At 45.9% G+C, this 12,887-nt stretch carries 18 protein-coding genes and 1 tRNA gene; 6 read left to right on the top strand and 13 right to left on the bottom strand.

The annotated features are described in order from the left end of the window. Positions 1-20 precede the first annotated feature (20 nt). The 3 genes from ACP5KC_RS00990 to ACP5KC_RS00980 all read right to left on the bottom strand — a co-directional run bounded on the left by ACP5KC_RS00990 (position 21) and on the right by ACP5KC_RS00980 (position 1,226). A complete protein-coding gene (locus ACP5KC_RS00990; RefSeq protein WP_052884775.1) occupies positions 21-323 on the bottom strand; it encodes a 50S ribosomal protein L21e in 303 nt (100 codons plus the stop codon). A 142-nt stretch (positions 324-465) separates the two neighbouring features. After that, positions 466-566 (bottom strand) — tRNA-Leu (locus ACP5KC_RS00985). Between the two features lie 390 nt (positions 567-956). After that, complete coding sequence (locus ACP5KC_RS00980) at positions 957-1,226, bottom strand: 30S ribosomal protein S17e (RefSeq protein WP_191118569.1); 270 nt, start codon at positions 1,224-1,226, stop codon at positions 957-959. A 134-nt stretch (positions 1,227-1,360) separates the two neighbouring features. Between ACP5KC_RS00980 and ACP5KC_RS00975 the strand changes: the two genes are divergently transcribed. After that, on the top strand, positions 1,361-1,645 hold the full coding sequence (locus ACP5KC_RS00975; RefSeq protein WP_273434130.1) for a histone family protein: 285 nt from the start codon (positions 1,361-1,363) through the stop codon (positions 1,643-1,645). On the opposite strand, the gene ACP5KC_RS00970 is transcribed toward ACP5KC_RS00975, so the two are convergent. Together ACP5KC_RS00970 and ACP5KC_RS00965 are read right to left on the bottom strand one after the other, a co-directional pair. Beyond that, positions 1,634-1,924 (bottom strand): hypothetical protein, encoded by a 291-nt coding sequence (locus ACP5KC_RS00970; RefSeq protein WP_052884774.1) that lies wholly within the window; start codon positions 1,922-1,924, stop codon positions 1,634-1,636. The two genes, ACP5KC_RS00975 and ACP5KC_RS00970, sit on opposite strands and share 12 nt — an antisense overlap. Before the next feature lie 56 nt (positions 1,925-1,980). Further along, on the bottom strand, positions 1,981-2,325 hold the full coding sequence (locus ACP5KC_RS00965; RefSeq protein WP_191118567.1) for a hypothetical protein: 345 nt from the start codon (positions 2,323-2,325) through the stop codon (positions 1,981-1,983). Positions 2,326-2,387: 62 nt separating this feature from the next. Here ACP5KC_RS00965 and tgtA point away from each other — a divergent pair, with 62 nt between their 5' ends. Next, a complete protein-coding gene (gene tgtA, locus ACP5KC_RS00960) occupies positions 2,388-4,049 on the top strand; it encodes a tRNA guanosine(15) transglycosylase TgtA (protein WP_273434133.1) in 1,662 nt (553 codons plus the stop codon). On the opposite strand, the gene ACP5KC_RS00955 is transcribed toward tgtA, so the two are convergent. Beyond that, the gene (locus ACP5KC_RS00955) at positions 4,015-4,752 is read right to left on the bottom strand and encodes a proteasome assembly chaperone family protein (RefSeq protein ID WP_052884771.1); all 738 of its coding nucleotides are present in this window, start codon (positions 4,750-4,752) and stop codon (positions 4,015-4,017) included. The two genes, tgtA and ACP5KC_RS00955, sit on opposite strands and share 35 nt — an antisense overlap. Before the next feature lie 101 nt (positions 4,753-4,853). On the opposite strand from ACP5KC_RS00955, the gene ACP5KC_RS00950 reads away from it, so the two are divergent. Further along, entirely contained in the window at positions 4,854-5,246 is a 393-nt protein-coding gene (locus tag ACP5KC_RS00950) for a 30S ribosomal protein S8e (RefSeq protein WP_052884770.1), read from the top strand. Continuing rightward, the gene (locus tag ACP5KC_RS00945) at positions 5,243-5,545 is read left to right on the top strand and encodes a signal recognition particle subunit SRP19/SEC65 family protein (protein WP_052884769.1); all 303 of its coding nucleotides are present in this window, start codon (positions 5,243-5,245) and stop codon (positions 5,543-5,545) included. Before ACP5KC_RS00950 ends, ACP5KC_RS00945 begins: the two co-directional genes overlap by 4 nt. Here ACP5KC_RS00945 and gatE read toward each other — a convergent pair. Both gatE and gatD read right to left on the bottom strand, forming a co-directional pair. Further along, a complete protein-coding gene (gene gatE, locus ACP5KC_RS00940) occupies positions 5,532-7,436 on the bottom strand; it encodes a Glu-tRNA(Gln) amidotransferase subunit GatE (RefSeq protein WP_273434137.1) in 1,905 nt (634 codons plus the stop codon). The two genes, ACP5KC_RS00945 and gatE, sit on opposite strands and share 14 nt — an antisense overlap. Continuing rightward, a complete protein-coding gene (gene gatD, locus ACP5KC_RS00935) occupies positions 7,433-8,779 on the bottom strand; it encodes a Glu-tRNA(Gln) amidotransferase subunit GatD (protein ID WP_273434139.1) in 1,347 nt (448 codons plus the stop codon). Before gatD ends, gatE begins: the two co-directional genes overlap by 4 nt. A 170-nt stretch (positions 8,780-8,949) precedes the next feature. Between gatD and ACP5KC_RS00930 the strand changes: the two genes are divergently transcribed. Then, positions 8,950-9,105 (top strand): 30S ribosomal protein S30e, encoded by a 156-nt coding sequence (locus ACP5KC_RS00930; protein ID WP_191118566.1) that lies wholly within the window; start codon positions 8,950-8,952, stop codon positions 9,103-9,105. On the opposite strand, the gene ACP5KC_RS00925 is transcribed toward ACP5KC_RS00930, so the two are convergent. The 3 genes from ACP5KC_RS00925 to ACP5KC_RS00915 are packed head-to-tail and all read right to left on the bottom strand — an operon-like array spanning position 9,088 to position 10,206. After that, on the bottom strand, positions 9,088-9,387 hold the full coding sequence (locus tag ACP5KC_RS00925; protein WP_052884767.1) for a ribonuclease III family protein: 300 nt from the start codon (positions 9,385-9,387) through the stop codon (positions 9,088-9,090). The genes ACP5KC_RS00930 and ACP5KC_RS00925 overlap by 18 nt on opposite strands. A 44-nt stretch (positions 9,388-9,431) precedes the next feature. Then, the gene (locus tag ACP5KC_RS00920; RefSeq protein ID WP_052884766.1) at positions 9,432-9,722 is read right to left on the bottom strand and encodes an RpoL/Rpb11 RNA polymerase subunit family protein; all 291 of its coding nucleotides are present in this window, start codon (positions 9,720-9,722) and stop codon (positions 9,432-9,434) included. A gap of 1 nt (position 9,723) precedes the next feature. Next, positions 9,724-10,206 carry an SAM-dependent methyltransferase gene (locus tag ACP5KC_RS00915; protein WP_052884765.1) on the bottom strand — a complete coding sequence of 161 codons (483 nt, stop codon included), beginning with the start codon at positions 10,204-10,206 and terminating at the stop codon, positions 9,724-9,726. A gap of 119 nt (positions 10,207-10,325) precedes the next feature. Between ACP5KC_RS00915 and ACP5KC_RS00910 the strand changes: the two genes are divergently transcribed. Then, positions 10,326-10,790 (top strand): Lrp/AsnC family transcriptional regulator, encoded by a 465-nt coding sequence (locus tag ACP5KC_RS00910; RefSeq protein ID WP_428286732.1) that lies wholly within the window; start codon positions 10,326-10,328, stop codon positions 10,788-10,790. 7 nt (positions 10,791-10,797) lie between these two features. Here the strand turns inward: ACP5KC_RS00910 and ACP5KC_RS00905 are convergent, their stop codons facing one another. Together ACP5KC_RS00905 and cca are read right to left on the bottom strand one after the other, a co-directional pair. Further along, the gene (locus ACP5KC_RS00905; protein WP_428286731.1) at positions 10,798-11,535 is read right to left on the bottom strand and encodes a hypothetical protein; all 738 of its coding nucleotides are present in this window, start codon (positions 11,533-11,535) and stop codon (positions 10,798-10,800) included. Continuing rightward, on the bottom strand, positions 11,490-12,881 hold the full coding sequence (cca, locus tag ACP5KC_RS00900) for a CCA tRNA nucleotidyltransferase (RefSeq protein WP_273434143.1): 1,392 nt from the start codon (positions 12,879-12,881) through the stop codon (positions 11,490-11,492). Before cca ends, ACP5KC_RS00905 begins: the two co-directional genes overlap by 46 nt. Positions 12,882-12,887: the final 6 nt, after the last annotated feature.

Here is a 12,887-nt window from a genome sequence, read left to right as displayed (position 1 = left end):
CGAGAACAGACAATTGAAGGCTAAGAGCCTGCTTGTTTAAATGGGATAATGTGTTCAGATGTTGTTATGATTTTCTTGATCTTGTTCCCAACTCGGATCTCGATAACGTAAGCCCTTCCTCTGCGCTCTATTATCTTCCCCACCTTTCCTTGATATCTACGATGTGGCGCTGTTTCTATGAACGTTGGGTTGACATCAATAACAACAGTATCACCTATATTGTACTCTTGCATTAGCCTGCTTAACCCTCTATATCCTCGTAACCTGGGGGTTATCCTAAAGATCTTTCTTCCGCGGCTTCTATAGCCATGGGAGTGCCTCATCTAACAGTACACCGCGTTGAATGTCTCTGGAGGTAATTTAAATGTTTCTTTTCATAGTGTGCCCGACAGAAGTATTTTTCTATATTTTCGGAGGAGTAGGAACATAGATGCTACACTAGGATAAGGTTTTAAATGAGAGAAGTGCGGGGGCCGGGATTCGAACCCGGGCAGGCCGACGCCAGCGGAGCTCTTATCTCTGTGATCCTAAGTCCGCCCCCTTTGTCCTAGCTCGGGCACCCCCGCCAGTGTTGATAAGTTAGTAAAAGGGTAAAATATTTTTCTAGGCTATAGACCGTGAGGAGCATAATAATTTTCACTACAAATCCAGAGCACTTTTCTATGAGGCCCCAGGCAGGCCGAAGCCATTCCCACCCTCTATAATCTCGGGGGAGACCCCTAGTATGTCCTCCCCACCTCCCAGTCCTCGAGGAGGCCTTAAATCCCGCTTTGAAGTTCTTCTAGCCTACCTGAGCATCACATCCATGCCGTCGAATGCCTTCCTGTAGTCTGGCATGACGTCAGCCTAGGACCTCACCAAGAAGAAAAAGACAACATCATCAGGAGCCAGAGAATACCCCTAAAGAAGGGTAACCGGGAGCCGGCCCCGGGTGCGCACGCGGCGGTGACGGTCACTTACACTCCTTCGATCTGTCGTATATATTCCTCTTCGTCTGTAGTTGTTATTTCTTGCCTGAGGCTGAGCTGTGTCTCTATCATCTTTTTGCGCTTTATTTGACGCGTAACATACCCTGCTATTTGGTTTCGAAGCTTTTTTGATGGCGTATCTATAAGCTCGGATACCTTTTCCTTGTTAAACTGGAAATCTGTCGTGAAATAGTCTCCAAACTTTTCCGCAAGCATCTTCGAGGTCCTCTTGACGAGCTTTGTCCGTACATTACCCATTCTATCTCCCTGGTCTTTCGCTGACATCCACTCTTAAAAATTTTTGCACTTGCTTGCTTATGCAATGTTCCAATTGGAACTAGGGCTTCATAAAACCTCTTTCGTTCAACAACAGAGGAAAAAATTTTTAATATATGTTTGAAATAAAACAGAAGGATAAAATTATGCCTGTAAAGAAAAAAGAATACGAGATCCCCCTAGCCCCTATTGACAGGATACTTCACAGACAGGGAGCTGAGAGGGTTAGCGAGGACGCAGTAATCCTACTGAGGAATTTTCTCGAGAAAATTGCTCAGGAAATCGCACGCGAAGCGGTTGACGCATCTAAACATGCGGAGAGAAAAACAGTGAGTGAGGAAGACATCAAATTCGCCATCAATAGGCTTCAAAGGATTATATGTACACAGTTAAACCTTTAATGAAATTGCGCGCGTCAATGCCTGGACGTTAGGGTATACCTCCTCTTTACCCTCAAGCCTTATTATAATCTTGTCGAGGGTAAAGGCTTCAAGAATGTCCCAGGGCTTTTTCGTGCCAAACGCCTTGGCCCAGGACACAGCATTCCCACTCTGGTCTACAGCGCGAAACATTTTGTCTATTCTGAGCCTGTAGTTTGTCTCCCGGAAAAAGAAGTCTATAACTGCGTTCTTAGCTCTGGCCCACTCAAGTAAAGCCTCAAGCTGCTTAACATTTAACATAACTTGGCAAATTCTTATTTGTGGGCTTCAACTAAAAATCTAACGTCCAACTCCTATTAGAAGCGAAGCTTCAGGTAAACCTTTTCACCAATATCAATTTTATCGCCAAGGATTTTCGAGGGTATTACGACTTGCAACCCGCCCGCCGAGGCATAGATTTTTCCCTGTGCCTCTTGTTTAAGATATGTTTCGGCTGACATGACTATTTGCCAGTAAGATAGGTCTCCAGGCTCCCTAGAGAGCTCGACCTCAACTTCACTTCCCACTCTGGGGTCAGCTCCTACTTCCTGTAGTAGTTTGTCAGGTATTTCTACGTCTAGTGTTTCTCCCTCGATCTCTATCTGGACACGCTTAACATTAGCGTAGGACACGATGCCCATGCTTGTGATTGTTCCCTTCATTTTTCTCTCTCCGCTACACACTTAGCGTGAATTATAATAAGTTTTATGTTTCCTAAGAACGCGTGGTTTGGAACGAGGTATTTGAGATTGAAGAGATCGATATCTTTGGGCGACGGGGGAAACTTTATACCAGGCGGGGCGTTGTTGAGACGCCCACTCTGACACCTGTGATTAATCCAAGCAGGCAGATTATTTCCGCGAAGAGAATAAAAGAGATAGGCTTTCCCATGCTCATCACCAACTCTTACATCATAAAGAGGAACTACGGCGACCTGGCTAAGGAACTAACAGTTCACGGTATCCTGGGTGTGGACGGCCCAGTTTACACTGACTCAGGAGCTTACCAGCTTCTAGTCTATGGGAAGGTTGAGGTAAGCCCACTCGAAATCTTCACATATCAAATAGAGATCGGATCAGATGTCGGGGTCATATTAGACATCCCAACAAGGCGTGAAACCCCCTTCCAACAGGCTCGTGCGGAGGTTGAGGAGACTCTCAAGCGGTTACGCGAAGCCGCCCAGGTAGATAGAAAAGGCATGCTGCTTGTCGCTCCAATTCAAGGCGGTGTTCACACAAGCCTTGTCGCGTATTCTGCTCGACAGGCTTCCCAGATACCAGCAGATCTTTATGCCGTAGGGGGGCCGACACAGTTTATGGAGGAGTATGATTACGAGGAGGTCGTTAGGCTTGTAATGACCGCAAGACTAAATCTACCGTGGGGTGCACCATTACATTTATTCGGAGCTGGGCACCCGTTGATCTTACCTCTCGCCGTAGCCATGGGTGTAGACGTCTTTGATTCCGCATCTTACGCACTATATGCTAGAAACAATAGGATAATAACTTCCAGGGGGACATTGAGGCTGCAAGACGTTGAAGAGCTACCCTGTTCTTGCCCTGTTTGCTCCAAGTATACCGCACGCGAGCTGCGAGAGCTTCCATCACAAGAACGCGTGGAGCTGATAGCTCTCCACAACCTTTACGTTATTTGGGAAGAGATAAAACGGATAAAACAAGCAATACATGAGGGCAGGCTCTGGGAGCTAGTGGAGGAAAAGGCCCGGGCCCACCCCGCGCTTACAAACGCTTTTAGGGAGTTTTTAAGGTACTCCGAGTTCTTTGCTAAAATTCATCCTTCTACGAGGTCCAATCCAAGGGGGATATTCTTCCTTGGAGCTCCTAGCAGATATAGGCCAGAGGTAGTTAGACATGTCAATAGGCTCAAGACTAGGTATAAGAGTAGAAGCGACATTCTCATCTTATTTGAAGAAACCCCGCAAAAACCCTTTACGCGGTTTGGACTAATAAAGGAGTTTCTTACCAATGCTATGAGCATTCTTAGTGAGTATGATGTAGCTGTCATTTCGCCAGCATTTTCCATAATACCTGTAGAGCTCGACGGCTTCTATCCCTTGTCTCAATACGAGGCGAGCAGGCTCGTGTTCGAAGAGGCAAAGGATGAAATCCTTGCGGACGTGGTTTGGTTTATCTTAAACAAGGCTTACCGGGGGGTTGTTCTCGCATATTATTCTCTTCCAAGCAAATTCGTGAGAAAAATGGGGAACAAGTTAAGAGACGAGGGGGTCATTTTTATGGAGGTAAGCCTTCCCAGCTATGAAAAAGCTTTGAGTGAACATGAGAGAACTTCAAAGAAGATACTAGATGCAGTGGCCATCCTTAAAGGGATGATTACACGTGATAGACAGGAGGCTCTCTCTCCTTAACCATCTCTCTCATTTTCCTCTCAACTTCCTCTAACTCTCTCTCAAGCATTGTGCCCTCCTCGATCAACTCATCAACCGTTACGCTATAGCCATAAATCTCGTTGAACATCCGTAGAGCCTCGGCGGCTGCCTTGGGATCAGGTCTGTCCGGGGCTGCGTATGGCAGTATCGCTACTGCCGGTACACCCTCAGCTTCAAACACTGAAAGAAGAATTGCTAGGGGGCCAACCACCCCTAAGCCCTCCTCGATGAGTTTAAGCTTACCGGTTTCGAATAATTCCCTCCGCTCGTTATAGAACGCCGTGGTCGGTGCTAAGCGAATCTTGTCATCCTCCTTAAAACGATGGTCGAGTCCTCCAAATAGTATAGCCTCTCGCACTCCAACCTCGAGTGCGAACTCTGCTAGGCTCAAAGTGACTATGGAGGCATCCTTTTGACTTAGCGGGACGTTCGGCAAGAAATACAGGGTGTCACCGGTAAGGTAGAACTCGTAGGGAGTCTTGACCCCCTTCTTTATCGATACAAATGGCTGCATGTAGGGTGAAAAAACGTATCCTACTCTCTCCGCATTGGTTTTTTCGACTAGGTGCCTCACTGATATCCATCCAACGTGGCCTATTCCGTGAAACCCAGCTACGAGATAGTGAGGTTGAACATCCCTGTTTAAGAGTATTTTAATCCTTCCCTTTTCAACGACCCTCATAATAGACCCATAACATTAGGCATTACGAGTAAATAAACTTGTGTTCAAACGGTAGCGAAAAACTAAAAAGGCTCGTAGAGTAGGGAGATAGGGTATAGGTCATGGGAATATACCACGGTAATGACTTGAGAAAGATAAGCGGAGGGCTTAAAAGTAGGCATGTAAAGGTTAAGAGAAAATACCTTACCGGTCGATACCCACTTAACCCTACGGTCGGCAATAGGACTGAAGTTAAAGTAATCCGTGCTCGCGGAGGAAACTATAAGGTTAGAGTGAAAGTTGCAGCAGAGGCTAACGTATATATTCCAAGCCAAAAGAAGACTATTCGCGTAAAAATTTTGAAGGTTCTGGACAATCCCTCCAACAGGAACCTTGCTAGGAGGGGAGTTATAACTCGGGGAGCAGTTATTCAAACGGAAGCCGGTAAAGCCGTTGTGACCTCGCGTCCAGGACAGGATGGCGTTGTGAATGCTGTTCTTGTGGAGTCTTCATGAAGAAAAGAGAAGGCAAGATAATCTGGACCGTATACTTTGATTCTCTAAAACCCCGGGATAAGGGGCGCCGCGTCCCTAAAGTTTTATCTGTCGAAAAGCCTCGCGTAGATGAACTGGTGTTAGCAGCTAAAAACGCCGGCTATACTGACGTCTTAATAGAGAGCGATAAAAAATTCCCGGCTTTCTGGTATGAGAGCGAGGGAAGAATTATCGTGAGGACGGCAGACCGGAAAAGTGTTGTTTTAAAAAAGATAGCTGTCGAGTTGGTTAAGCTAAGGAGGGAGCCTAAGAAGAAATAGCCTCAGTTATCTTTTTACGCACAACCTCTGCGACTATTTTTCCGTCGATTTTACCCCTAACCTTCTCCATGACTATTCCCATGATTGGGCTAAAAGCCTTTTCCTTTTTCTCCATTATCAACTGCTTCCTCTCAGATATAATCTCATCCACCAAACGCTCAAGCTCCTGCAATGTTAGACCTCGTAGAGACAGCTTCTCAATCACGTCCTCCACACTAGACTCAGGGTTCTCGGCTAGTGCTCTTAAGACTTCCGGTATTGCCTCCTTCGCTAGCTTGTTCTCGGCAACCGCCTTTAAAACCCTCTTTATGTGCTCCTCTTCTAACACTTCGACGTTAACTCCCTCTCGTCTCAGGCTTTTCAAAGTATTCGTGAGCAGGGTAGCAGCTATAACTGGCTGTACGCCCGTCTCCTGTACTAGCTCTTCAAAGAAGAAAAGGTACTCTGAGCTGAAAAGCTGCTGGGCCAACACGTCTGAGAGACCATAGTGTTTCTTTAATCTCTTTAAGGTTTCCTCAGGTGGCTCCGGAAGCTCTCCTTTAAGTTTTTCTATCAACTGTGACGATATTACGATAGGTCTAATATCTGTTTCCGGGTACATCCTTGCTTTACCAGGCCTAGGCCGCATAAACCGTGTGGTTCCGTCAGTGTTTGCCGCCCTCGTCTCCTCTGGTACTCCGGAGAAAGCTTCCAATACTCTCTTGTAAACAGCTTCAAGTGCTTTCAAGGCTTTTTCTCTCTCGTCAAATACCAGCACGAAGGCATCGTTTTCTCCTAGACTGAGAACCTCCGAGAGGATTTTAACTTCCTCCTCCGAGATGCCATAACCCGGAAGCTCGTCGCTGTGAAATATCCCTCCAACCCTCGCCCAGTAGCGAGCCCTGTCAGCCAACTCCGTACCAAACCTTCTACCCGGCTGTATCTCCTTTCCAAGGATGCCCTTGAACCCCTTGAGCTTCAAGGCCAGGGCAACACCGCCCTTTTCCAGGGCACTTCTCGCCACCTTAGACTTTGTTTTTTCAAAGTACTTGGAGACGTCGACGGGCTCGAAAAGGATGTCCGTTACAGAGAGCCCACGGGCGACAAGCTCGTCTCTTATTTCGAGGAGTTTTACCTGTCTTTTAACCTCGTTTTCAACAACAAGCGGGATTAAATCTAGGTACTGTACTCCCTTAACCTCAACCCTTGCACCCCCCTCAACAGATATGTTAAGATCCTGCCTTATAGTCCCCAGCCCCCTCTTTACTTTCCCCAGAGATCTTAAGAGAAGCCCGATATAGTGGGCCACTTCACGAGCCTCCTCAGGGGACTCGATGACCGGACCGGTTGCCACCTCAATTAGGGGTATTCCTAGCCTGTCAAGCCGGTAAATTACTGTCTGCTGGTCTTTTCTTTCATCGATCTTCCTAGCCGCATCCTCCTCTAAGCATATTGTTTCAATTGGTATCTCTTTGCCCTTCACGTTTATCGAGCCGCCAACAGCCACAAGCATTGTTCGCTGAAACCCCGTGGTGTTAGACCCGTCTATCACTATTTTCCTCATCACGTGGATTTCATCAATAATTCTCGCGTTGACTAGTAGAGCGAACTTAAGCGCAATAGTCAATGCTTCCATGTTTGTAGGGTGGGGCGGCTCCTCGTCCATTTCCACTAAACAAACGCTGTCATTGTAGCCCTCATAGAGGAATTGGAGCCCTTTCTCGAATTCAAACAAGGCAGCAGGGTCTATCTCGCCGATCTCGCTTCGCGCCAGCCTCAACCTCCGCAGGAAAGTGAAGTCTGGGGGATCCTTTCTGATTTTCGTGGGACAGGAACAGAACAGTTTTGACTGGGTGTCTAGCATCTGGTGTATCTCTATGCCGCACTTTATCTTCCTTGACAGTGTCGTCATTGCCACCACCAGGCTCCAGGGTAAAACTTGTACTCGTTCCTCTCAGAGGTTTCGAAGGCTATGTTCTTTTTGAATAACTTGACGGCCTCTTCGACCTCGGTAGTTTGGCCGAAAACCCAGCTTAGCTTAACGTATGATGTCTCAGGAAGCATGTTTCCAGCTGGTAAAACTCCAGCTCTAAGTAGCTCTACTCCTGTACGATAAACGTTCATGTTGATAGACCCCCAAAGGCATTGCGAAGCCATTACAACAACCATCCCATCTTTAACGAGCCCTCCCAAAACGCTAATCAACTTACTGTTAACATGCCCCAATCCCGTGCCTTCTATTACTAGACCATGATACCCCTTATCTCGGTAGAATTCAAAGATCGATGGATCCATTCCAGGGTAGAACTTTACTAAAGCCACTTTCTCGCTAAATTCAGGGTATACTTCTAGATCATTGCTCTTCTGTTTGTACTCTTTTGTTAACAGGCTGAGTTTCTTAGAATATGGATCTACAGATGCAAGTGGCAACTCATTAATGCTTATGAATGCGTCTCTCCTGCTCGTATGCATCTTCCTAGCACGCACACCCCTGTGAACGAGAAGCTTGTCATCGTTAACACTCCCATGCATTACTATAACCGATTCGGCAAATGGGGCATCGACAGCAGTGATTGTGGCTCCGATTACGTTTAGCGATGCGTCGCTGGAAGGCCTGTCGGATGATCTCTGGGCTCCTGTGAAGACAATGGGACCCGGTGCCTTCTGAACAGCGAACGCAATCGCGGAGGCCGAGTAGTGCATAGTATCGGTGCCGTGGGCTACCACTACTCCTGCAGGAGCATTTTGCTCGAACACCTGTTTTATCTTTCTGGCTATCTGGCTCCATTGTGATGGTGTCATATCCTCACTGAAGATGTTGAAAATTGTCTCGCTCTCAATTAGTGCAATCTCCTCAAGTTCAGGTATCATCGAGTACAGCTCTTCAGCTGTGAAATACGGATAAACCGCGCCCGTCGCGTAATCTACCCTTGAAGCTATCGTCCCGCCCGTACCTATAAAGTGAACTTTTGCCTTCGCGAGAGTTTTTCTCGTAGATTCCAAGATCTGCTCCTGCTTGACATGAGCCTCTTCTTCGAGCCTGATTTCCTTGATCCTATCCACAAGAATACCTACGTTGTAACCGTTCTCAAGCTTAAGAACAAGTGCGTCTCGTTCCCCGGTCGAAGGCCTGGGTAAAATAATACCTCTTAGGTTGATCCCATCTTTTAATTGCACCGAGACGAGGTCAAAGACTTTAACACCATTACTCTCTAACAACTCCCTTACACGCGGACTGTATCCAGAGTCCTCCATGGTTAACGTTTTCCAAAGTCTATGTGAATTTTTAAGTTTAACACAGTTTACTTCCATTCTGCCAAAGCCTGAATCAAGAGAAAATATAATCGAAAAGAAACTGTTTCCGCAGATCAACATTAGAGAAAAGCTTATATTATTGAATAAAAGAGGGAATCCGGGAATAATTTATGCCTTCACACGGTAGTTTAACGAAAGCAGGAAAAGTAAGAAATGCTACTCCCAAAATACCTCCAAAGCCCAGAAAAAACCTCATCCCGCGAAGGAGGAACCTTCGAAACTTTAAGCGAAGGATACTCGCCGCACAGTCAAGCACATCGTCTTAAGATCTCGTTTACCAGGATTGACAGAGCCTCCTCAATACTTTTGCCATTTTTAACAGCTGAGTAGACAATTTCCGCGGCCACCTCACAACTTATACAGTTTTTCAGCCAAGCGAAGCCAAGAAGCGATTCTACGCTCTCTCCGGGCTCAACATGGTAAGGTAGGCGCATAGAAGACAAGCCTGATAGATGATAAACCTTGTTTAAAAGCTTGCCGGGTACTTTAACCCCTTTTATTTTCCCCGTGGCCAGCGTGAGTGCAGCTGAAACTACAAAGTTTACCAAAGCATCTCCAAGCCTGGCCAGATCCTTATTTGAAAGTATAGAAATTAAGTCGTCCCTTTCCGTAAGGACTCCCGCAATGCTTCCAACTTGTTTTTAAGTGAGGATGTTGCTTCACGCAGAGCCTCTATAGGGGATAGTGTTCCATCTGTTTGGATCAGTAGATGGGCAAAGGGTAAAAGAGGGTGATCAATCTTATACGATGCTGTAACATGGGGATTCTTGTTTAGTTCATCTACGAGCATGTTTAGTATTGTATGCCCCTCGCCCCTGATTTTGACTTCCATGGAGTTTTTCGAGATATTTTCAACTTCCACAATAACCTCTTCAGAAGACATATCATGTCCTCCTACTCTCGCCGACTATATAAAAATAGATTTTGTGAGTCCTGCCGCCCTCTTCAACAGTCACTACCTCCACAGGCTTCCAGCCCGTTATTTCAAAGTCGTGTGAGACTATCCTCGTGTCCGGCTTAAGCTCTCTTTCTAGTTTCGGTCTGAGACGTTCATTTACTGAAGTTAACAAATAGAGGAAAACAACATCGGCTGGAGGAAACTTTATATCGTAGAAGCTTCCGTGTATCAGTAAAACCTTATCCGATACTCCCTCGTCCACTATCCTTCTCATAGCGGTCTCGAGTAAATCCTTCCTAATCTCAATACCCACACCTCTAGCCCCGAAGTACTTGGATGCTATTACGAGAGACCTGCCATCACCGCACCCTGGGTCAAGAACAAGCTCGCCCGGCTTCAAGTCAGCTATTTGGAACGCCTTTTTGATAACTTCGGGCGGGCTAGGCACATATGGAACACTTATACTCATAACTCCCTCTTTGATTAACTATGATTAAAAGTTTATCAGGGGTATGCTTCGTGAAACGAGTTGCTGAATCACCTGGGTAAATAAGAAAAATTTATTTTTACATTTGTATTAATAGACTTATGGATTCAGGAACCCTTACTGAAAAACAATTTGAACTATTAAATTATTTCTTCAAAAAAAGTCAACCAATCCGTGTCTATACAGTCACTGAAACCCAAAGCTCTATAGCTAAAAACTTGGGCATTACTAGACAGGCACTAAACATGCATCTCAAGAAGCTACGCGAGCATGGTCTTATACGCACGGGAAGAGGTTTTATTGATCTAACAGAGAAAGCAGTCCAAATGATCTCAGGGCAAAGCGGCACAGCTTTGATCATGCTAAAACTTGAGCCTCAAAAACGACTTCACATATATTCTATACTTAGAGAAATGCCGCTTGAAAAAGTGTACAGAGTGACCGGAGAATATGATGTTGTGATACATGTTTCACAAAGCCTTCTTGACCAGGTCTTGAACAAGATAAATACACTTGAAGGGGTACGCGAGACAAAAACATATATCGTGATCGAGACCTTAAAATGAGAATTTCTCACTCTAGAAGAGCATAAATATCGTAGAGAGAGGCCCTTCCCTTCTTGTAATTTCTTAATGTTTGCACTATTTCTTCGCGAGACTTTTTTACCCCTAGTTTCTCGTAGAGTATCCTTGCAAGCCGTGAGTTCTCATTAAGCAGAAAGCCAAGGAATTGAGGAATATTGGATGCAAACTTGTTTTCCGAGGATGACTCGAAATCGATAATCACAGGCGTACCGTCTCTCTGGATGAGTATGTGATCTTTAAACCTCGAAAGCTCATTATGTGCTACACCTATCCTGTCAAGAGTCCAGAGTTGGCTGAGGATAAGGCTAAAAGTGAGGCGTATTTCTGTCGCACTGCTTTTCAGTATCCATTCATCTAGGGGGACGCCCTCAACAAATTTCCAAACCAGGAAGTTTCTGGAAGCTGCTATGAGCCTGGGACCTACATTTAAAGCATTGATCTTATGAAGTATTCTTGCTTCGCGTAGAAGAGTGGCGCGTGATGCATCTAGTCTTCGTATTTTCACGGCAACACTCGTTCCTCCAATGAATTCAGCCCTGACAACTATACCTACGGTTCCCTTTCCTAGAACTCTCTTTCCTAGAACCTCGACTCCACCTTCTTCGATAAACCGCTTGATGCCTAGCATTCTGAACTCTGTAACCCTCCTAAAAAGCTCCTCGGAGTAGGGTACAGGATACGTTATAATTTGTGCCCACTCACGTATTTCTTCAAGCAGTAGATCCAAATCTCGCTCCCCGCTAAGACTCCTTTTATCTCGCGGTATTCATCCTCCGCAATCTTCCAGTAGGATTCCTCTCCTCTCATAATCTCCCATTCAAAGCCCTTGTATACTTTCAGCGCGTTCATGATCACTTCCTCGGCCTTCCTTATTTTTCGTTCCGAGATAACAACCCATCTGTCGCCGTCTATGAAGGGTGCCGGTGTATGAGAAGCCCATTTTCTCAGAAAGTTTTTAGAGTTAGTATGCCATACGGGGGGACCAATCTTCTTTTCAAGAGGAGGCAGAACAGATGTTTCGAGCTGGAAGACGAGAAAGAAATCCCTTCTTGCATGAACCATAAGCCCTCTGAGAACATTGAACCCGTTTCTCTCTAGTGTGTTACGCGTTGAGTCAAGAATTCTTCTAAGCTTGCCGGCTAGCGCGTCCTCGGATAGGGGTGGATGAGATAATAGGCGGAGAATAATTATGTTCTCGTCCAACATATAGTCGGGAACCTCTCTCTTACCCTCTAGCATGCAGCACAAAATCTCAGGATTTTCCACGAAGATTTTAGAGAAAGCAATGAATTTCGAGAGCTGCTCAAGACCGACAGCGGCAGCCGCGTTACGCCTTAAATCAACGGGATCTAGAACTATTAGGGGTGCTGTACCTATCAGGCTCCGGGGAGCATCATGGGGGATAAGTACCTTCCAGGGTATCCACCTCGACGCGGCTTCCAAAAGTGGGACGAGCCCATCATAGGCTATCACCAGTACTTCGGATAAGTAGCCTGAGAATCCTCTGACCTCCAACTCGGCACCGTAAATTCCAAGTCTTTTAAGCAAGACTTTCAATACGCGTATCTCTTTTTTGAGCCATGGTTTCCTAAGAAGGGATGAGGTTATGTAGGATGTGTGGAAGGGGGTTCTATCCACAGCCGTCCTCATTTCCCTAATGTCTTCTATCTTATATGCCGGGACTATTTCTACTTCAACCCTGTTAAACCCGATGACATAGTAAGGGTGAGAGGCAAAACGTGTTTCAATAGAAGCTCCCAGCTTCACAGCAACCTTGCCGCTTATCAGTTCTGTCATCTTCCTCATTTGTTCGAAGTCGAAGCTCTTATCGAACAGCAGGAAAACATCTACATCAGTGTCCTCGGGCAGCCATGTGTCTCTAGCAAAAGACCCTTGTACGGAGACCTCTCGGATCACTCCTCGAAGCCCTAGCTCTTCGATAACTTCATTGATTTTCGAGATAACCTCTCTGGTTATTTTCTCGATATTCTCGCGTTGTTCAGGTGTGGGTTCATATAGATACGAGTAGTCATTGACACACTCCAGGTTTACTTCAAGCGATTTGTCAGCCATACCTCT

The sequence above is a fragment of the Infirmifilum sp. genome, assembly GCF_049970975.1.
In the GTDB taxonomy this organism is placed as follows: Archaea; Thermoproteota; Thermoprotei; order Thermofilales; family Thermofilaceae; genus Thermofilum; species Thermofilum uzonense.
Note: the sequence above shows the minus strand (reverse complement) of the source record. Positions and strands in the feature narration are given on the sequence as shown.

Bases quoted from the DNA above. Each gene is read 5' to 3' on its own strand.
- ACP5KC_RS00990 (WP_052884775.1), bottom strand. From the start codon at position 323: ATGAGGCACTCCCATGGCTATAGAAGCCGCGGAAGAAAGATCTTTAGG.
- ACP5KC_RS00980 (WP_191118569.1), bottom strand. From the start codon at position 1,226: ATGGGTAATGTACGGACAAAGCTCGTCAAGAGGACCTCGAAGATGCTT.
- ACP5KC_RS00975 (WP_273434130.1), top strand. From the start codon at position 1,361: ATGTTTGAAATAAAACAGAAGGATAAAATTATGCCTGTAAAGAAAAAA.
- ACP5KC_RS00970 (WP_052884774.1), bottom strand. From the start codon at position 1,924: ATGTTAAATGTTAAGCAGCTTGAGGCTTTACTTGAGTGGGCCAGAGCT.
- ACP5KC_RS00965 (WP_191118567.1), bottom strand. From the start codon at position 2,325: ATGAAGGGAACAATCACAAGCATGGGCATCGTGTCCTACGCTAATGTT.
- ACP5KC_RS00955 (WP_052884771.1), bottom strand. From the start codon at position 4,752: ATGAGGGTCGTTGAAAAGGGAAGGATTAAAATACTCTTAAACAGGGAT.
- ACP5KC_RS00950 (WP_052884770.1), top strand. From the start codon at position 4,854: ATGGGAATATACCACGGTAATGACTTGAGAAAGATAAGCGGAGGGCTT.
- ACP5KC_RS00945 (WP_052884769.1), top strand. From the start codon at position 5,243: ATGAAGAAAAGAGAAGGCAAGATAATCTGGACCGTATACTTTGATTCT.
- gatE (WP_273434137.1), bottom strand. From the start codon at position 7,436: ATGACGACACTGTCAAGGAAGATAAAGTGCGGCATAGAGATACACCAG.
- gatD (WP_273434139.1), bottom strand. From the start codon at position 8,779: ATGGAGGACTCTGGATACAGTCCGCGTGTAAGGGAGTTGTTAGAGAGT.
- ACP5KC_RS00930 (WP_191118566.1), top strand. From the start codon at position 8,950: ATGCCTTCACACGGTAGTTTAACGAAAGCAGGAAAAGTAAGAAATGCT.
- ACP5KC_RS00920 (WP_052884766.1), bottom strand. From the start codon at position 9,722: ATGTCTTCTGAAGAGGTTATTGTGGAAGTTGAAAATATCTCGAAAAAC.
- ACP5KC_RS00915 (WP_052884765.1), bottom strand. From the start codon at position 10,206: ATGAGTATAAGTGTTCCATATGTGCCTAGCCCGCCCGAAGTTATCAAA.
- ACP5KC_RS00910 (WP_428286732.1), top strand. From the start codon at position 10,326: ATGGATTCAGGAACCCTTACTGAAAAACAATTTGAACTATTAAATTAT.
- cca (WP_273434143.1), bottom strand. From the start codon at position 12,881: ATGGCTGACAAATCGCTTGAAGTAAACCTGGAGTGTGTCAATGACTAC.